Annotated in this window: 13 protein-coding genes; 6 read left to right on the plus strand and 7 right to left on the minus strand. The window is 61.0% G+C overall.

The annotated features are described in order from the left end of the window. Positions 1-54: 54 nt before the first annotated feature. The gene (locus AB5Y73_RS06290; RefSeq protein ID WP_005361714.1) at positions 55-1,572 is read right to left on the minus strand and encodes an HD domain-containing phosphohydrolase; all 1,518 of its coding nucleotides are present in this window, start codon (positions 1,570-1,572) and stop codon (positions 55-57) included. Positions 1,573-1,896: 324 nt separating this feature from the next. Between AB5Y73_RS06290 and AB5Y73_RS06295 the strand changes: the two genes are divergently transcribed. From AB5Y73_RS06295 to AB5Y73_RS06320, 6 genes are all read left to right on the plus strand, one after another. Further along, positions 1,897-2,700 (plus strand): siderophore-interacting protein, encoded by an 804-nt coding sequence (locus AB5Y73_RS06295; protein WP_107682287.1) that lies wholly within the window; start codon positions 1,897-1,899, stop codon positions 2,698-2,700. A gap of 278 nt (positions 2,701-2,978) precedes the next feature. After that, positions 2,979-4,946: a TonB-dependent receptor gene (locus AB5Y73_RS06300; RefSeq protein ID WP_107682367.1), complete on the plus strand. Its 1,968-nt coding sequence runs from the start codon at positions 2,979-2,981 to the stop codon at positions 4,944-4,946. Between the two features lie 110 nt (positions 4,947-5,056). Continuing rightward, positions 5,057-6,073, plus strand: coding sequence for an iron ABC transporter permease (locus AB5Y73_RS06305; RefSeq protein ID WP_064339787.1), 1,017 nt, complete (start codon positions 5,057-5,059; stop codon positions 6,071-6,073). A 7-nt stretch (positions 6,074-6,080) separates the two neighbouring features. Continuing rightward, a complete protein-coding gene (locus AB5Y73_RS06310; protein WP_107682288.1) occupies positions 6,081-7,118 on the plus strand; it encodes an iron chelate uptake ABC transporter family permease subunit in 1,038 nt (345 codons plus the stop codon). Further along, complete coding sequence (locus tag AB5Y73_RS06315) at positions 7,118-7,921, plus strand: ABC transporter ATP-binding protein (protein ID WP_005337795.1); 804 nt, start codon at positions 7,118-7,120, stop codon at positions 7,919-7,921. The genes AB5Y73_RS06310 and AB5Y73_RS06315 overlap by 1 nt, the downstream gene beginning before the upstream one ends. 83 nt (positions 7,922-8,004) lie before the next feature. Then, positions 8,005-8,922, plus strand: coding sequence for an iron-siderophore ABC transporter substrate-binding protein (locus tag AB5Y73_RS06320; RefSeq protein ID WP_107682289.1), 918 nt, complete (start codon positions 8,005-8,007; stop codon positions 8,920-8,922). Between the two features lie 119 nt (positions 8,923-9,041). On the opposite strand, the gene AB5Y73_RS06325 is transcribed toward AB5Y73_RS06320, so the two are convergent. The 6 genes from AB5Y73_RS06325 to AB5Y73_RS06350 all read right to left on the minus strand — a co-directional run bounded on the left by AB5Y73_RS06325 (position 9,042) and on the right by AB5Y73_RS06350 (position 19,007). After that, positions 9,042-9,395, minus strand: a complete 354-nt coding sequence (locus AB5Y73_RS06325) for a copper-binding protein (RefSeq protein ID WP_107682290.1) — start codon at positions 9,393-9,395, stop codon at positions 9,042-9,044. Between the two features lie 44 nt (positions 9,396-9,439). After that, positions 9,440-12,568, minus strand: coding sequence for an efflux RND transporter permease subunit (locus AB5Y73_RS06330; RefSeq protein WP_118854031.1), 3,129 nt, complete (start codon positions 12,566-12,568; stop codon positions 9,440-9,442). A 73-nt stretch (positions 12,569-12,641) separates the two neighbouring features. Beyond that, on the minus strand, positions 12,642-14,174 hold the full coding sequence (locus AB5Y73_RS06335) for an efflux RND transporter periplasmic adaptor subunit (RefSeq protein ID WP_162895379.1): 1,533 nt from the start codon (positions 14,172-14,174) through the stop codon (positions 12,642-12,644). A 295-nt stretch (positions 14,175-14,469) separates the two neighbouring features. Next, the gene (locus AB5Y73_RS06340) at positions 14,470-14,970 is read right to left on the minus strand and encodes a hypothetical protein (protein WP_181497453.1); all 501 of its coding nucleotides are present in this window, start codon (positions 14,968-14,970) and stop codon (positions 14,470-14,472) included. A gap of 57 nt (positions 14,971-15,027) precedes the next feature. Then, positions 15,028-15,780, minus strand: coding sequence for an ABC transporter substrate-binding protein (locus AB5Y73_RS06345; RefSeq protein WP_181497452.1), 753 nt, complete (start codon positions 15,778-15,780; stop codon positions 15,028-15,030). Between the two features lie 116 nt (positions 15,781-15,896). Continuing rightward, positions 15,897-19,007, minus strand: a complete 3,111-nt coding sequence (locus AB5Y73_RS06350) for an efflux RND transporter permease subunit (protein ID WP_181497451.1) — start codon at positions 19,005-19,007, stop codon at positions 15,897-15,899.

Consider the following 19,007-nt stretch of genomic DNA (forward strand, 5'->3'; position numbering starts at 1 on the left):
CGCCCTGATAAGCAGGGCGGTTTTTTTGAGTTCATAAACAGAACAAACTGGCTATCAGTGTTCGCCGATATAGACATCCTTGTTCTGCTCGCGGATCTCGAGGAACTTGTCCAGATTGGCCATCATCAGCTCGACCAGCTGGGGGTCGAAATGCTGCCCCTTCTCCTCTTCAATCAGGGCCAGCACCTTGTCCAGCGGCCACGCCTTCTTGTAGCAGCGATCCGAACCCAGGGCATCGAACACGTCAGCCAGCGCCACAATTCGCCCCTCCAGCGGAATATCGGCCCCCTTCAGACCGCGGGGATAGCCACTGCCATTCCATTTCTCATGGTGATTGCCAGCGATGGTGGCACCAATCTGAAACAGCGCCAAATCGCTGCCGGAGAGCATATCCTGCCCGAGCTGGGCGTGGGTTTTCATGATCTCCCACTCCTCCGGTGTCAGCTTGCCCGGCTTGTGCAAGATGGCATCAGGAATTCCCACCTTGCCAATGTCATGGAGCGGCGAGGCTCGTTTCACCAGCTCGCTCTGCTCTTCGCTCATGCCCATCAGGTGGCAGAATTGTTCGGTATAGAGCGCGACCCGTTTGACGTGCAGCCCTGACTCTTTTGAACGGGTTTCGACCAGTTCGCCGATGCGATAGATGATCTCCCGCTGGTTGTCGGCGATCACCTCATTGAGCCGGATATTCTCCAGCGCCACTATGATGTTTTCAGTAAACAGGGTCAGCAGACTGGTATCGATCTGGCTGAGCTGGCGGGTGGTCTCGATGTGGAACAGCAGGTGGTGGCGCGGATTCTGGCAGTAGAGCACCATCTGGGTGGCGTTATAGACATTGCTGCGCTTGCTCATAGCCTGGCGCAGGATCTCCGGCGCGTCCGTGAGGAGCATGGCGGGATGGCCGGGGAGCAGGGGCTCCAATACTTGATCCTTCACCTCATAGGCGTATTGCTTGACGTCGTATATCTGGGTTTCCCCCAGATGGAGCAAGGCGCTGAGCTGCTCCTGGGCGCCTTCGACAAACTGGCGCAAGGCCCGTTTCTCAAAGATCCCCTTGGAGGCTTCGATGACTTTTTCCAGCCCCTGGCGGTTACTCTCCAGGGTGCGGATATCCCGATAGGATCGCAGGCTGGCCCGCAGCAGGGTGCGCAGCTTCTGGGAGGTGAGCTCGGTTTTATCCTTGTAGTCGTTGATGTCGTAGTTGGTGACCACGTCATCTTCCGGCGCCTGGCCTGGCTGGCCGGTACGCAGCACGATGCGTACCATCTTGTTTTGCAGGTCTTCACGGACGTATTTGACGACATCGAGGCCGGCGTGGTCGACCTCCATCACCACGTCCAGCAGCAACAGAGCAACGTCCGGGGTGGTGGCCAGCAACTCTTTGGCCTGCGCCGCGGAATAGGCATGCAGAAAATCGATGGGGCGATTGTCAAACTCGAATTTGTTCAAGGTGATTTTGGTGATGCGATGCACTTCAGGCTCATCGTCAACAATCATCACCTTCCAGCCCGCTTGCTGTGCGTCGGGGAGGGAGAGATCGTCATCATCAATAATCAGGATCTGGTCATCCATCATACAATCCTGTTTGGCATCCTGTGCTTACATTAACTGCTTCACTAAGGATAGGAAACTTATTGGGAAATAAAATTTGATCTCGAAAAACTATGGTCGAAATAAGCAAATGGAACCCTTTGTAATTGTGGCGTTGTCCGGCTGCTTTCTTTGCCCAATCATGGAGCTAGCGTGCATAAAGCCTATGTCTGGATTGGGGTGTGGACGCGAGTGGTTGGGGATGTTTGAATCCAGCTTGTAGCTATTAGACGAGAAATAATCTTATTTGATAGTAATTCCTATTTGCGTGTAGCATGGGCGACACACTCAACGAGGAGCCCCATCGTGTCCCCATCTCTGCCTCCCAATCGCCCCCGTCTGCTGACTGTCAAAGCCATTACCCAGATCACCCCCCATTTGCGTCGCATCACCTTTGGTGGCAGCGAACTGGCTGACTATCCCTTTACCTGCGGTGGGGCCCATATCAAGGTGATGCTGGCCCAGCCCCATCAGGTAGAGCCGGTGCTGCCTGCAATGACCCCGAGCGGCCCGCGCTGGAGTGACCCGGCGGACAAGCCGGTGATCCGCACCTACACCATCCGCGCGTTTCGCCGTGATGAGCAGGAAATTGATATCGACTTCGTGCTGCATGGTGAAGGTGGGCCCGCCAGCGCCTTTGCCACCCATGCCAAGCCGGGAGAGAAGGTGATCCTCTCCGGGCCGGGTGGCCCCAACCCCATGCTGCAACCGGCCGATCACTACTGCCTGGTGGGGGATCTCACCGCCTTGCCCGCCATCATGGCGATGTGTGAGGTGATGCCTGCCGATGCCAGAGGGGAAATTGCGATTCTGGTGCCGGATCAGGCCGATGCTCAGCCGTTGACACTACCGGTCGGGGTGCGCTGTCACTGGTTTGTCGGCGAGCCCGAGTCCAGCGGCCTGCTGGAGCATGTGATTGCTCTGCCGCTGGTGCGCGATGGTGGCTTCTTCTGGCTGGGTGGGGAAGAGGCGCTGGTGCTGCCGCTGCGCCGCCATTTTCGCTCCGTGCTCGAGGTGGATCGCCAGTCGCTCTACGCCGTGCCGTACTGGCGCCGGGGCAAGAATGAAGAGGCCTATCACCAGACCCGTCACGATGTGATGGATAATTAAGCGGATGCGAAAGAATACCTGATTCACGCTTGCAAATAAAAATGATTTGCATTTAGTATTGCACCGTCCCGATGTCAGTCGGTACGGCGCTTTTGTTATTGATGGCTGCGAGTGGCATAGCACAACGCAGGGCCTGCCGTGATGCACTGATGTTCGGGGTGATGGGGCATGGACGACTGTTCATGCCAATGAACTCCATCACTTTGCACCGGGTCTGGCGAGGTCAGACAGGGATGTCGGTGGTGTTGGCCCTGGTTGTTTTATGTGGAGTGTTGATGATGCGTACATCATCCCGACGATTTGCAGTGCATCCGCTGGTGTTGTCCCTTTTTGCCCTGCCAGTTCTGGCCCAAGGGACTGCGCCTGTCGCAGCTCATGAAACTATGGTGGTGACGGCGACCAAAACCCGGCACAGCGAGCTGACCGCCCCGGCCAGCGTCTCTGTGGTGACCCGGGCCGAGCTCGACAAGCTCAATGTCAATGATCTGACCGGCGCCCTGAAACAGCTGCCGGGGGTCAATATCAGCCCTGCGACCAGCTACGGCCGCAGCGAGATCAAGTTGCGCGGGCTGGAGGGGGATTACACCCTGTTGCTGGTCAATGGCCGGCGTATCAGCTCCCGCGATGCTCTTACCTCCGGTTATGGCAATGATTTCGATCTCTCCGCCATCCCCATGGCGGCCATCGAGCGTATCGAAGTGATCCGTGGCCCCATCTCCTCCCTCTATGGCGCAGATGCGCTGGGCGGGGTGGTCAACGTCATCTTGCGCCAACCCGGGGAGAAGACCGAAGCGGCGGCCACCTATACCTTCAGCGACCCCACCGACGGTCACGGCGGGACTATCAACAAGGCGAGCGCCTATGTGGGCGGGGCGCTGATCGACAACAAGCTGCTGGCCAACCTGGTGGTAGAAGGGAACCACAGGGATGCCTGGCAGAGCGAGCAGAGCATTAACCCCAAGGCCGATGCCATCGAGCAGCGTGAAAAGCTGGGGATCCTCTCCAACGTCAAATGGCTGATCGACGATCGTCAGGATCTGGATGTGGGGATGAACTACGCCAAAGATGATCGGGAGGCCCACTGGAACAACTACGGCCAGACGCCGCGCAATATCCAGCAGATGGAACGACTGGGACTCAACGCCACCCACGTCGGCCGTTGGGATCAGTTCGACAGCCGGGTCGGCTATGCCTTCGAGCAGGTTGACTTGTTTGACGACTCCGAACTGATGACGGCGCTGAGCAAGACCAGTGGCGATGTGAGCCAGACCAACCATACCTTCGATGGCCAGCTGAGCGGCAATCTGGGCAGCCACCTGCTGACCAGCGGTGCCGAGTACCGCATCACCGAACTCAAGCATAACGTCAACCTCAAGGGGGGCGATGTCAGCGTCAACCAGAGCGCGCTCTATCTGCAGGATGAGTTTGGCTTTGGCGATCTGGCCCTGACCTTCAGCGGCCGGGTCGATCACCACGAGACCTATGGCACCGAGTTCAGCCCCCGTGGTTATGCCCTCTACAGCCTGACTGACAAATGGGTGGTCAAGGGCGGCATTGGCAAGGCGTTCAAGGCGCCGACCATTGCCCAGTCCAACCCGGATTATGCGGTAGCCGCCTGTCGCGGTCGCTGCGCCGTGGTGGGCAACCCGGATCTGAAGCCGGAAACCGCCGTCAGCTACGAGCTGGGCACCGCCTACGATGGTTCGTTCTGGGGCGCCGGGGTTACGGCTTTCCACAACGATATCAAGGACAAGATCCAGAGCGAGGCATGGACCTCCACCTGGCGTCCGGCGGTGATGACCTATCAGAACGTCAGCAAGGCCCGCATCAAGGGGGTGGAGCTGAGTGGTTGGTTTGATCTCACCGATAACCTAACCCTCTCCAGCAACGTCACCCTGATCGATGCGGAGGACAAGACCAGCGGCAAGGATCTCTATCGGACGCCGGAGCATACCGCCAACGCCAAGCTGGAGTGGCAGGTCATCGAGAGCCTGAGTACACAGCTCGGCTGGAACTACACCGGCAGCCAGATCCTTCCGGTTCCGCGCATGAGCGGCACCACCTATGAGACCACCGCCGGATTCCACACCCTGGATGTCGGGGCAGTCTGGAACGCCACCCGGGCACTGGATCTGAAGTTCGGACTCAACAACCTGACCAATACCAAGCGTGACTGGGTTGCCACCGAGGCCGATCAAATTCTCGATGGGCGTACTGTCTATGCCGGTGTGGCCTACAAGCTGTAATGGCTGAACGGGAGCCCGCATTGGCGGGCTTCCGTTGTTGTCAGGGGATCACCTCGGGTGACCGCTTTTATTTCAACAACATGCGTATTGCCACCATAAGGAGTTAAAGGGTGTTTAGAGACCAGACCTCGCTGTTCTGGCTGGGATTGTTCCTCCTGTTCATACTGCTTTCTCTTTCGCTCGCCACCGGTGCGGGTGTCTATGGTGCTCGCGAGGTACTCGGCTACCTGATGGGGGATGCCCGCTGGGCTGGTGACGAGAAGCTCGCCATGGTGCTCAATACCTTGCGACTGCCGCGCACCCTCTGCGCCATGGTGGTCGGCGCCTCTTTATCTCTGGCGGCCTCCTTGTTGCAGAGCGCGACCCGCAACCCGCTGGCGGAACCCGGCCTGCTCGGGGTCAACGCCGGGGCCGTCTTTGCGCTGGTGGTGGGGCTTACCTGGTTCGGGGTGGAGTCCGCCTACGGCTATCTGCTCTGGGCCGGACTCGGTGCGCTGCTCGGCAACGTGATTGTGCTGGGGCTTGGCATGATGATTGGCCGCTCCAACCCCCTCAAGCTGATTCTGGTCGGGGTGGCGCTCTCCGCCACCTTCGGTGGTCTCTCCAGCTTTTTGCTGCTCTCCAACAAGATGGTGCTGGAGCAGTACCGCTTCTGGAACCTCGGCTCCCTGTCGGCGGCCAATCTCGATGCCATCATTGCCGTGCTGCCCTTCGTGCTGGCGGCGTTTGTCATCACCTTGCTGCTCTGTCGCCAGCTGACCCTGATGCAGATGGGGGACAGTCAGGCCCAGGCGCTCGGGATCCGCCCTAACCGGGTGCGAATTGGCGTGCTGCTGGCCGCCACCCTGTTTACCGCCAGTGCCATCGCTATTGCCGGCCCTATCGGCTTTGTCGGCTTTCTGGCCGCCTACTGTGGCCGACTGGTAGAGCCGGTGAAGCTGTCGGTGCAGGTCTGTTTCTCCGCCCTGTTCGGCATGCTGTTTCTGCTGTTGGCCGACATTCTGGCGCGCTGGCTGATCCAGCCGTTCGAGCTGCCCAACGGGGTTATTCTGGCCCTGATCGGTGCACCAGTGCTGATCGCCATCGTTCATCGCGGGGGCTTTCGTACCCTGCTGACCGTCAAGTGAGGGGCTGATGCGCACACCTACCGATATGCTTTGCCTGCGGGCTGGCAACCGCTCTTTGCTGATCCATCTGCCGAGTTGGCGCTGGCTGGCTCTGCTGGCCATGGCGCTGCTGGCGCTTGCTCTGCTGGCCTTGAGTGTTGGCGGCGGTAAGCTCGGCTTCACCGGGGTGGTCAACACCCTGCTGGGGGAGGGGACCCGGCTTGAGCAGCTCACCCTGTTCAAGATCCGGCTGCCGCGCATCCTTGGGGTGGTGGTGGCGGGGGCGGCCATGGGGCTCTCCGGCTGTCTGGTGCAGACTCTGGTGCGCAACCGGCTGGCTACTCCCGACATGGTGGGGGTCAACAACGGCGCCTCTCTGGCCATCATCGTCTTCTCCCTCTACCTGACGGTAGGCAGCTGGCCCTGGTGGGCGGCTCCCATCGGCGCCATCTTCGCGGCGCTGGTGCTTTATGCCCTCTGCCGCAAACCGGGTGAGCAGGGCTATCTGTTCGTGGTGATCGGCATCGGCCTCTCCGAATTGTTCGAGGCGCTCGGCCAGTTTGTGATGTCCACCCAGGCCTTGCTGCATTTGAGCTCTCTCTATCTGTGGAATATGGGCAGCTTTATCGCCGTGGGTTACAGCACCATCACTCCTATCGCCATTCTGTTGCTGCTGCTCTGCCCGTGGATCGTCTATCTCTCCCGCTCGCTGGCGGTGCTGCGCTTTGGCCCCGAGATGGCCAGAGGGCTTGGCGTCAACGGCGATCGGGTGCAACTGGGCATTCTGGCGCAGGCCATTCTGGTGGCGGCGCTCGGCACCGCCATCGGCGGCCCCGTGGTCTTTATCGCCATGGCGGCCCCCATTCTTGCCTCCTGGCTGGTGAAAGACCGGGTGGTGCCGCTCTGGCTGGCGGCGCTTAGCGGCGCCCTGCTGCTGCTTGCCAGCGATACCCTGGTCCGGGTGCTGGCCAGCCCCCACGAGGTGGCGACCGGTATCATGACCCGCATTCTCGGCGGCCTGTTGCTGCTGTTTCTTCTTGTTAACGATCGCCAGAGGGCTGACTGATGACGCTCACCGTAAATCGCCTCCATTTCGCCTATCAGCAGACCCCCATTTTGCGGGACATCTCCTTCAGCGTGCCGAGGGGCAAGCTGGTGGGGATCGTCGGCCCCAACGGCTGCGGCAAATCGACCCTGCTCAAGCTGCTATCCGGCCAGATGAAAGCCCAACGCGGCGAGATCCTGCTCAAAGGCAAGCCGCTTGCCAGCTACCCCATGAAGGGGTTGGCGCGGGAGCTCGCCTACCTGCCCCAGCGGCCAACCCTGCCTGCCGGCATTCTGGTGGAGCAGCTGGTGCAGTATGGCCGTCACCCCCATCAGGGTTGGTTCAATCAGTGGGGCGAGGAGGATGCCCGCATGGTGCGTATTGCCTGCGAGCGGATGCAGCTTGAAAGCATCTGGCAGCAGAGCGCAGCGTCCCTCTCCGGCGGGCAGGCACAGCGGGCGTGGCTGGCGATGATCCTGGCGCAGGACAGCGACATGGTGTTGCTCGACGAGCCCACCAGTGCCCTCGATATCGGTCACCAGACCGAGGTGATGGAGGCGATCCATCGCATCACCGCCGAGGGCAAAACCGTGTTGCTGGTGATCCACGATCTGGCGATGGCGGCCCGCTACTGTGACGAGTTGATCGCCATCGGCGAGGGGACCATTGCCGCCATGGGCCCGGCCCGGGAGGTGGTGACCAAGTCCTTGATCGACCGGCTCTACCAGACCAGTGTCGACATTCTTCATGCCCCCGGTGACGGGGCGCCCATTATCGTGCCCCGTCGTCACGAACATGGCCGAGCCCTGCGTTCGGCGAGTTGAGTCATATGGGCCTGCTCTGTGGGCCCACCGAGTGTATCCTCGCGGCCGATTATCCGGGCCGTGCAACGAGAAGGAGTGAGATGATGAAGCGTTTTGCCGCCCTGGCAGCAGCCATCCTGATGCTGGCCCCGCCGCTGGTTCAGGCGCAGGAGATGCGTGAAGTGACCGATGCGTTTGGTCAGAAGGTGCAGGTGCCAGTCCAGCCAACGCGGGTGGTGGTGCTGAGTGAGCTCGAACTCGACAGCACCCTGACCCTGGGGCTGACCCCCATCGGCGCCGTCAATGGCCGTGGTCAACCTACCTTGCCCCGCTACTTGCTGAACAAGGTGGATATGGGTATCCAGGTTATCGGTGATCTCGACAGCCCCAATCTGGAGTCGCTGATTGCGCTGGAGCCCGACCTTATCCTGACCGGCCAGACCCGTCCCGAGCTGTTGACCTTGCTGGGGGAGATCGCGCCGACCGTGGTGACCAGCAAGTGGGGCGAGCCGTGGCAGGATAGCTTCCGCCGCACCGCCCACACCCTCAACCGCGACCAGCAAGGGGATACTTTCTTGCTGCAGTATGCCGAGCGGTTGACTCAGGCTCGCAGCAAGCTGGCCAAACATCAGGGGGAGAGCATCAGCATAGTGCGCTGGAACCCCAAGGGGCCGAGCTTTATGTATCAGGGCACTTTTGCCAGCAGCGTAGTGGAGTCGATGGGACTGGTGCGTCCGGACAAACAACAGGGGACTGGCGCGCCCCACTCACCGGCACTCAGTCTGGAGTCTCTCAACTTGCTGGATGCTGACTGGCTGGTGGTCGGCACCCTTAGCGCCAGCGGTGATGCGGTGGATGCCATGCGTCAGGCGGAGCAGACCCCGGCGTTCCAGCAGCTGCCGGTGATCAAGGCCAAGCGCTTTGGCGCCGTGGACGGGTCGCTCTGGACCTCCAGCGGCGGCCCGCAGGCGGCTCTCAAGGTGATCGAGGATGTGGAGCAGTTGCTGGCAACCCGCAGCTGAGTGCTATCGTGCACCAGAGGTTGACCCAACGAACAGGTTGAGCAAAAGAAGAGGGAGGCTGATGCCTCCCTCTTGCGTTGTCACTGTCTATCGTGACCTCTTCGGCGAGCCAGAGCCGTTTATTGCGGCTGGATGGCTGTCACTGTGAGCTTGCCGCTCTGGCTTTCGGCATGAAAGTGGATGGCATCCCCCACCTTGAGCCCTCTGAGCTGGGCCGGATCTGCCACTCGAAAGACCATGGTCATGGCGGGCATCTTGAGGTTGTCTATGGCCTCGTGCTTGATGCCGACTTTGCCGCTCCCCTCATCGAGGCGGGCAATGACCCCCTTGGTCATCACCATTGCGGCCTGTTCGCTCATCTCACCCGTCTGACTCATATCGTGCCCTTCATGGTGCATCATCTCTTCGGCCTGCAGGTTGGTGTGGGTAGCGAGGCCAAGCAGCAGGGTCAGGGTCAGCGTCTTGTGGTTCATGATGGTTTCCTTATCGTTCAGTCAATATGGATCGTGAAATCGGGTTATTCGGATTGCGGGTTCGCGCCCTTGCCAAGGCTGCGGCTGCGCCACAGGTAATAGGCCGCTGGCAGCACCAAGAGGGTCAGCACCAGCGCGCTCACCATGCCGCCGATCATGGGGGCGGCGATGCGCTGCATCACCTCGGAGCCGGTGCCATGGCTCCACATGATGGGCAAGAGGCCGGCGATGATAGTCACCACCGTCATCATCTTGGGGCGAAGGCGCAGGGCGGCGCCGTGGATCACCGCCCGGTGCAGACCCGCCTTGTTCGGCTTGCCGCTGGCCACCAGGTCATCCCAGGCGTGGTTGAGGTAGACCAGCATCAAGACGCCGGTTTCCACCGCCACCCCCGCCAGAGCGATAAAGCCCACCCCGACTGCCACAGAGAGGTTGAAGTCGAGCAGCCAGAGGGTCCAGATCCCGCCCACCACCGCCAGCGGCAAGGTGGTGAGAATAAGCAGCACCTCCTGAACGCGGCGAAACGCCAGATAGAGCAGCAGCACGATAATGGCAACCGTCAGCGGCACCACGTAGGTGAGGCGCGCCTTGGCCCGTTCCATGTACTCGTATTGGCCAGACCAGGTGAGGGCGTAGCCCGCCGGCAGCACCAGCTGTTTGCCGACTTGTGCCTTGGCTTCATCGACGAAGGAGCCGATATCGCGGCCGCGAATATCGACGTAGACCCAGCCGTTGAGCCGCGCGTTTTCACTGCGCAGCATGGGGGCCTCGTCGCTGATGTAGACCCGTGCCACATCCGCCAGTGCGATACGCGCACCGCTCGGCGTCACCACCGGCAACAGCTCGAGGCTCGCCACCGAATCGCGATAGCTCTGGGGGTAGCGCAGGTTGATGGGATAGCGCTCGCGCCCCTCGATGGTCTGGCCCACCTCCATGCCGCCCACCGCGGTGGCGAGCACCGCCTGCACGTCGGCGATGTTGAGGCTGTAGCGGGCTGCTTTGAGCCGGTCTATATCCACCTTCACATAGCGGCCACCGGCCACCCGCTCGGCGTAGACCGATGAGGCGCCCTCCACCTTGCCAACGATCTGTTCGAGCTGTTGGCCGAGTTGCTGGATCACCTTGAGATCCGGCCCCGCTATCTTGATTCCCACCGGGGTCTTGATGCCGGTAGCCAGCATGTCGATGCGGGTTTTGATGGGGGGCACCCAGGCGTTGGTGAGGCCGGGGAAGCGGATGAGGGAGTCGAGCTCCTCCTTGAGCTTCTCCGGGGTCATGCCGGGGCGCCACTGATCGCGGGGCTTGAGCTGGATGCTGGTCTCCATCATCACCAGGTCGGCGGGGTCGGTGGCGGTTTCGGCACGCCCCGCCTTGCCGAACACGTTCTGCACTTCGGGCACGGTGCGAATGAGTTTATCGGTCTGCTGCAAAATCTCCCGCGCCTTGCCCACCGAGATATTGGCTGCTGTGGTGGGCATATACATGATGTCCCCCTCATCGAGCGGCGGTATGAACTCGGAGCCCAGATACTTGAGCGGCCAGAAGCCCGCCACCGTCACCACGGCGGCGATGGCCAGGGTGGTTTTCGGGCGCGCCAGCACGGCCTGGAGCAGCGGCACATAGCCCTGACTCAGCCAGCGGTTGAGCGGATTGGCCTGCTCCGCCAGCACCTTGCCACGGATGAAGTAGCCCATGATCACTGGCACCAGCGTGATGGCGAGCCCGGCAGCGGCGGCCATGGCGTAGGTCTTGGTGAAGGCGAGGGGGTGGAACATCCGCCCCTCCTGCGCCTCCAGCGCAAATACCGGCAGAAAGCTGATGGTGATGATGAGCAGGGAGAAGAAGATGGCGGGCCCCACCTCTATGCTCGCCTCGGTGATGATGCGCCAGCGGTTCTTGTCGGTGAGCGCTTCCCGCTCCATGTGTTTGTGGACGTTCTCGATCATCACGATGGCGCCATCCACCATGGCGCCGATGGCGATGGCGATGCCCCCGAGCGACATGATGTTGGCGTTGATCCCCTGCAGGTGCATGACGATAAAGGCCACCAGAATGGCGATGGGCAGGGTGATGACCACCACCAGTGACGAGCGCAGGTGGAACAGGAAGGCCAGACACACCAGCACCACCACGGCGAACTCCTCCAGCAGCTTGCCGGAGAGGTTGTCGATGGCGCGCTGGATAAGGTCGGATCGGTCGTAGACGGTGACGATCTCTACTCCTTCCGGCAGGCTACTCTTGAGCTCCGCCAGCCGTGCCTTGACTCCGTCTATGGTGTGCTGGGCATTCTCGCCGTAGCGCATGACGATAATGCCGCCCACTACTTCCCCTTCGCCGTTGAGCTCGGCAATGCCGCGCCGCATCTGGGGACCGGTGACAACATCTGCCACATCCCCCAGCAGCAGCGGGGCGCCGCGTACCGTGGTGCCGAGCGGGATCTGTTTCAGATCCTCGACGCTTTTCAGATAGCCATTGGAGCGCACCATATACTCCGCTTCCGCCATCTCGATGACGGAGGCGCCGGTCTCTTGGTTGCCCTGCTTGATGGCGGTCTCGATAAGGGAGAGCGGGATGCCGTAGGCGCGCAGCTTGTCCGGATCGACCCGCACCTGATACTGGCGCACCATGCCGCCCACGGTGGCGACTTCGGAGACCCCATCCACCGTCTGCAACTCGTACTTGAGGAACCAGTTCTGCAGTGAGGTGAGCTGGCTGAGGTCATGCTTGCCGGTTCTGTCCACCAGCGCGTACTGATAGACCCAGCCCACCCCGGTGGCATCGGGGCCGAGCTGGGGACGGGCGGAGGCGGGCAGATTGGGCGCAACCTGGCTCAAATACTCCAGCACCCGGGCGCGGGCCCAGTAGAGATCGGTGTTGTCGTCAAACAGCACATAGACGAAGGAGTCGCCGAAGAAAGAGTAGCCGCGCACCGTGGTGGCCCCCGGTACCGCCAGCATGGCGGTGGTGAGCGGGTAGGTGACCTGATCCTCCACCACCTGGGGCGCCTGGCCCGGGTAGGAGGTCTTGATGATCACCTGCACGTCGGAGAGATCCGGCAGGGCATCCACCGGGGTTTGCTTGACCGACCAGAGCCCCCAGGCGGTGAGCATCACAGTGAGCAGCAGCACCAGAAAGCGGTTGCCGATGGACCAGCGAATAATCGACGGGATCATGATTGAACTCCTTTCTCACCAAGTAGAGAGAGCGGAGAGCGGTTGCCTGCGAGACTGCGAACGATGGAAGGGATCATGACTTCTTCTCCATCTCGGGCATCGTCATCTGATGCTGGCTATGGTCCATGCCTTCCATCTTCCCCATCTCATCCGTTGCAGGCTTGGCGTCGCCGTCAGTAGCGGGTGCCTTCTCCTGATGAATGGTAGTGATGCGGTACTCATCCCCCTCCTGCATTACCTGCAGATGGAGGGTCTGCCCCTCGGCCAGCTTGCTGATATCGACCCCGTCGGCCACGGTGAACTCCATCTCCATGGCGGGCCACTGCCACTCGGGGATGGGCTGGTGGGAGACCATCAGGGTGCGGTTGGCCAGATCGATGCTTTCAACCTCGCCCTGGGTCCACACCTGGGCGGGGCGCACCGCCGTCATGCGCTGGAAGTCGGAATCGATGGCCGATTCGGAGTCGAGCAGGAACTGGGCCGAGCTGACGATGTTATCCCCAGCCTCTACTCCAGCCTTGATGGCCACCTTGTCGCCAAACTGGGGGCCCAGGGTGACGGCCACCGACTTGAAGCTGCCATCCCCCAGTGCCAACACCAGCCTGTCCTGGCTGCCGGTGCGGATCACCGCTTCGCTCGGCACCACCAATTGCGGCTCTCCCTTGCCCGCCTGAATGGTCACCTTGGCGAACATATTGGGTTTCAAAAACTCATCCGGGTTGTCAAAGCGCAGCCGCACCTTGAGGGTGCGAGTGGCGGCATCCAGGGTCGGGTAGAGGTAATCCACCTTACCTTGCCAGCTGCGGCCGGGGGCATAGTCGAGAGTCATGGTGACCGGATCCCCCACTTTCAGCTGGGCGGCTTGACGCTCGAACACCTCGGCACTGACCCACACCTGCTTTAGGGTGCTGATGTTAAAGAGCGCCGCAGTGGGCTCAACATACTGGCCCTCGCGCACTTTCAGCTCGGAGACATAACCGCTGCTGGGGGCATAGATGCGTACCGTCTCCTGCACCTGACGGGTGCGCTTGAGGGCCGCTATCTGATCCGCCGGCACCTGCAGGGACTTGAGCTTGCCCTCGGCAGCGCGCAGCAGCAGTGGGTTGGCCGTGTTGAGAGCCAGCAGGTATTCGTGCTGGGCATTGACCAGATCCGGCGCGTAGAGCTCGTAAATAAGGCTCCCCTTGCTCACCTGCTGCCCCTCGCTCTTGATGGCGAGGGTGCGGATCCAGCCCGCCATGCGGGCGTTGATCGCCTCCAGCCGATCCTCGTCATACCCGACATAGCCCACCGTCTCGATCTGCTGGTGGATAGGCAGCTTCTCCACCTTGGCAAGTCGCACCCCCAGGTTCTGCTGGATCTCGGGGCTGATGGTGACGGTGCCCGGTGAGCCGCCCTGTTTTTCCTCATAGACGGGGATAAAGTCCATCCCCATGTTGTCCTTGGCCGGGCCGTCGCGCTTGTCGCGGGGATCCATGGGGTTGACCCAGTAAAGGGGCGTCTTCTCTTTGGCGCTTGCGCCATCGGAGGTCTGTTTGGCGGCCCAGTAGCCGCCACCGGCGCCAAGGGTGAGCAGCAGGGCCGACATCAGGACGGTCTTGTTCATGACTGGCCTCCGGCGCGGATCTGCATGCAGAAAGTGCAGGAGGATAAGGCGCCCGCAAAGGCAGCAACCTTGGACGGTGAAAAGTGGGCTGGTGACATAATACGTCTTCTCTTTTGCAGGCCGCCGGTCGGGTGAGGTGCAAGGCATCACCCAAGGGGCTGGCGGCAAACGGGGCGCAGCTGTATCAGTGCGCACGGCTCCCTGTGGCGGGCCGGTTTGGCCGGGGCACAGGGTCAGGCAAGGCGGCAGGAAACGGGCAAGTTAAAGCTTGCCTGTGCCGCAAGAGAAGGACTTTCTAGTGGCGTAACACCGACAGCATCAGATGTCGGCGCGGCCAGGAGGGAGGGTGAGTACCGCGCGAGCGCAGGAAGGGATCCCGCAACCAGTTATCAAGCAGTGACGCTGCGACGTTGTTGCCAAGTAGCAAGGGAAAGATCAGCAGGGCGACCAGTACACCCAGCAGAGCCATCGCGCCGAAGGAGAGAGCATTGACGCCGGTCTGCATCTGGCACTCATCGCCCATGGCTGACCCATCGTCTCCCTGATGGCAGGAGAGGGTCATACCATCGCCTGGGTGATCCATAGCGGGCATTGCATGAGAGATATCGCCATCCGCCATCGCCATGGATGAATCGAACATCACCATCGACTGAGTGTTGTTTGGGGTCGGCTCGGAGGAGAGGGGAGAACCATGCCAGCTGATGCAGAGGTTCAGATTGCAGATGAGCAGCAGCGCCAGCAATAGCCGGGCCAGAGCAACAGAGGGCAATCTTGCAGCAAGCTGGGTGAGTGACAATCCTGACATCCTTAGGGGGCAAGTTGCCAAACTCTAAACCTTGCTCGCAGGAGAAGGTCAAGGCTTCTGCTGGCGCTGCTGTTGCAGGTAAAGGTCACTGTATTTCTCCAGCAGCTGGTCTATCCACTGACTCATGCCCGGCGCTTGCAGCATGGTCTCCAGTTGTTCGAGGGTGTCAAGATGGGGGGATTGCAGTGAAACAGAAATATAGAGCTCACCGCGCTGCAGTGGCCACTGCAGATCAGCCATTCCGCTGCTCGGGTAATTTTCGCACAAAAACAGGCGGCCGGAAGAGCGGCCATAGGGAACGAAGTCGACCCGATCACTGGCCAGCAGGCCAAATACCTGCTTGAGGGAGTTGACCCTGTAGATACGGGTATTCGCTTGCAAAAAATCATCCATTTCGCTGCCAAGGCTGACGCCTATCATCATGGCTCCCCGCAGTCCGGTCAGATCCTCCCGTCGCTGCAGCAAGCGGCTTCCGGGTTGGCGCACGAACACCGCCATGTCATTGATGGCCATGGGCGTTCGGGTAAAGCGGGAGTAGTGTGCTCTCTCTTCGTTGAGCAGCGCACAGATATTGATGTCGACCTCTCCTTTCGCCACTTTCTGCTGACAGCGGGCCCAGGGGCCCACATAGGAGAGATCCATATTGAAACCCAACCGTTGATAGAGGGTACTGACGACTTCGGCACAAACGCCGATTATCTTGCCATCGCTCAGCCAGTTCCAGGGGGGATAATCGTGATGACCACAGGCGGAGAGGGTAGTGGTCGTCAAGGTCGTCGCGAGCCAGAGCTGAGCCAGCATATCCGGATCCTGTGCAAAAAAGTCTCGATGTGTGTCATTGAAGCACACCGCAGACAAAAAAATACCCCCGCACGGGCGGGGGTAGTTTGTTATCGGTGGAACGCCTAGGTAGAGCGTTACTGCTTGGCGCGCTTTTCCGATCCTTTCATGATGAGCCGGAAGAAGAGCGGGATAAAGAAGATGGCGATAAAGGTGGCCGCCAGCATGCCGCCGATGACCGGCCAGCCGAGGGCGTGACGGCTTGCCGCACCGGCCCCGCTGGAGGTGACCAAAGGCACACAGCCGAGGATGAAGGCGAGCGAGGTCATCACGATGGGACGGAAACGCAGGCGCGCCGCCTCCAGTGCCGATTCGATGAGGCTCATCCCCTCTTCGTGCTTCATCACCGCGAACTCCACGATCAGGATGGCGTTCTTGGCGGCAAGGCCGACCAGGGTCACCAGCCCGATCTGGAAGTAGACGTTGTTGGTCAGCCCCACCAGCCAGGTGGCGAGCAGGGCACCGAACAGGGCGAACGGTACGGCGGTGATCACCGCAAACGGCAGGCTCCAGCGTTCATACTGGGCGGCCAGAATGAGGAAGATCATCACGATACCGAAACCAAAGGCCATGCCTGCGCTGCCTGCGGCCGCTTTCTCCTGATAGGCGGAGCCGGTCCACTCCAGCTTGGCGTCGTTGCCCAGAGCCTCATTGGCGACCTCTTCCAGCGCGGCGATGGCCTGACCCGAGCTGTAGCCTGGGGCGGGCTGGGCCATGAGCTTGGCGGCCTGGAAGATGTTGAAGCGTTCGACCAGTTCGGGGCCGGTGGCATCACGCACCGTCACCAGACTGCTGAGCGGGATCATCTCCCCCTTGTCGGAGCGGACATAGACGTTGCGGATGTCGCTCTTCTTGGCGCGATAGTCTGCCTCGGACTGCAACTGCACCCGGTAGGTACGGCCGAACTGGTTGAAGTCGTTGACATAGACCTGGCCGAAGGTGGCTTGCATGGTGTCGAACACCGCGTTGATGGGCAGCCCCAGCGCCTTGGCCTTCTCCCGATCCAGGTCCAGATAGACCTGCGGCACGTTGGCGCGGTAGGTGCTGGTGACGCTGGCAAACTCCGGGCGCGCCTTGGCCGCTTCGAGGAAGCGTTGCACTTCGCCTGAGAAGGCCTGGGCATTGCCGGTGCCACGGTTTTGCAGATAGGCCTCAAGGCCACCTGTGGTGGACATCCCCTGAATGGGAGGCGGGTTGAAGGAGGCGACAAAGCCATCCGCCAGCCCCATCAGGCTCAAGCCCTGGAAGGTCTTGGCCAGCGAGAAGGAGTCCTGCCCGGCCCCCTGACGCTCACTCCAGTCCTTCAGGGTAATGAAGGTCATGCCGCTGTTGCTGATGATGGCATTGGAGAGAATGTCAAAGCCCGAGAAGGTGATCACATCCTTCACATGGGGGTTGGCCATGGCGATCTTGTCGAACTGATCCGCCACCGCCTGGGTCCGGCTCATCGCGGCGGCATCCGGCAGCATGACGGCGGAGATGAGGTAGCCCTGATCTTCGTTCGGTACCAGTTCGCCCGGCACTTTCAGGAAGAGGCCGTAGATGGAGAGGATCAGCACGGCGATGATGGCAAAGGCAACCCCCACCCGACGGTTCAGGAAGGCCACACCCCGTACATAGCCGCGGGTCAGCTGGTCAAATTTTTCGTTGAACCAGACGAAGAAGCGGGCGGGTTTGTGGTGTCCCTCTTTGAGCAACACGGCACAGAGGGCCGGAGAGAGAGTCAGTGCCACCAGACCGGAGATGGCGACCGAGACCGCGACCGTGATGGCGAACTGCTTGTACATCACCCCGGTCATGCCGCCCATAAAGGCGACCGGCAGGAACACGGCGCAGAGCACCAGCACGATGGCGACCACCGGACCGGAGACCTCCTGCATGGCGAGGATGGCAGCCTCCTTGGCGGAGCACTTCTTCTCGCTCATGATCCGCTCGACGTTTTCGAGCACCACGATGGCGTCATCCACCACGATACCGATGGCAAGCACCATGCCGAACAGGGTCAGCAGGTTGATGGAGAAACCGAGCACCAGCATGCCGGCGAAGGTCCCGATGAGCGACACCGGCACCGCGATACAGGGGATCAGGGTGGCGCGGAAGTTTTGCAGGAACAGATAGACCACCACGAACACCAGCACGATCGCCTCGAACAGGGTGTGTACCACCTCTTCTATGGAGATCTTCACGAACTCGGTGGTGTCATAGGGGATCTGGTACTCGATATCCTGCGGGAAGCGCTCCTTGAGTCGCTCCATGGTGGCATGTACCGCATCGGCAACCGCGACGGCGTTGGCGCCCGGTTGCAGATAGGTGGCAATACCGATGGCCGGTTTGCCGTTGGCGCGGGCGACCAGATCATAATCCTTGCCCCCCAGCTCGACCCGGGCGACATCGCGGACCCGGATCTTGGAGCCATCGGGCATGGAGCGGACGATGATGTTCTGGAACTCTTTCACATCTTCAAGGCGCCCTTTGGTCTGCACCGTGTAGGTGAAGTCGATGGGGGCCGTGGTGGGTTGGGCTCCGATCTTGCCCGCAGCGAACTGGGTGTTCTGCTCGCGAATGGCGCCGATCACGTCGCTCGGGGTGAGCTCGAGCTGGGCCAGTCGATCCGGCCGCAGCCAGATACGCATCGCATAGTCGGTACCGCCAAACAGAGTGGTATCACCGATGCCGGGAATCCGCTTGAGCTCGTCGATGATGTTGAGCAGGGCGTAGTTCGACAGATAGGTGGTATCAAACGAGCCGTTCGGTGACTGGAGGGTGACCACCTGCAGGATGGAGGTCGATTTCTTCTTGACCGTCACCCCCTGCTTTTTCACCTCTTCCGGCAGCTGGGCCATGGCGGCCGAGACCCGGTTGTTGACGTTGATGGTGGCCTGATCCGGATCGGTGCCGATCTCGAAGTAGACGTTGAGGTTCATCTGGCCGTTGGAGGCCGACCCCGACTGCATGTAGATCATCCGCTCGACGCCGTTGATCTGCTGCTCCAGCGGCGCTGCCACGGTCTGGGAGATCACCTCCGGGGTTGCGCCCGGATAAAACGCCGTGACCGAGACCACCGGCGGGGTGATCTGGGGATATTGCTCGATGGGGAGCGCCCGCATCGCCGCCAACCCGCCCAGCACGATAATGATCGAAATCACGCTGGCGAAGATGGGGCGTTCTATGAAGAACTTGGAAAACAT

The organism is Aeromonas sp. s7(2024) (assembly GCF_040907825.1).
Classification (GTDB): domain Bacteria; phylum Pseudomonadota; class Gammaproteobacteria; order Enterobacterales; family Aeromonadaceae; genus Aeromonas; species Aeromonas veronii.

Coding starts and splice junctions, on each gene's coding strand:
- AB5Y73_RS06300 (WP_107682367.1), top strand. CDS start 2,979: ATGCGTACATCATCCCGACGATTTGCAGTGCATCCGCTGGTGTTGTCC.
- AB5Y73_RS06325 (WP_107682290.1), bottom strand. CDS start 9,395: ATGAACCACAAGACGCTGACCCTGACCCTGCTGCTTGGCCTCGCTACC.
- AB5Y73_RS06330 (WP_118854031.1), bottom strand. CDS start 12,568: ATGATCCCGTCGATTATTCGCTGGTCCATCGGCAACCGCTTTCTGGTG.
- AB5Y73_RS06335 (WP_162895379.1), bottom strand. CDS start 14,174: ATGAACAAGACCGTCCTGATGTCGGCCCTGCTGCTCACCCTTGGCGCC.
- AB5Y73_RS06345 (WP_181497452.1), bottom strand. CDS start 15,780: ATGCTGGCTCAGCTCTGGCTCGCGACGACCTTGACGACCACTACCCTC.
- AB5Y73_RS06290 (WP_005361714.1), bottom strand. CDS start 1,572: ATGGATGACCAGATCCTGATTATTGATGATGACGATCTCTCCCTCCCC.
- AB5Y73_RS06315 (WP_005337795.1), top strand. CDS start 7,118: ATGACGCTCACCGTAAATCGCCTCCATTTCGCCTATCAGCAGACCCCC.
- AB5Y73_RS06350 (WP_181497451.1), bottom strand. CDS start 19,007: ATGTTTTCCAAGTTCTTCATAGAACGCCCCATCTTCGCCAGCGTGATT.
- AB5Y73_RS06320 (WP_107682289.1), top strand. CDS start 8,005: ATGAAGCGTTTTGCCGCCCTGGCAGCAGCCATCCTGATGCTGGCCCCG.
- AB5Y73_RS06310 (WP_107682288.1), top strand. CDS start 6,081: ATGCGCACACCTACCGATATGCTTTGCCTGCGGGCTGGCAACCGCTCT.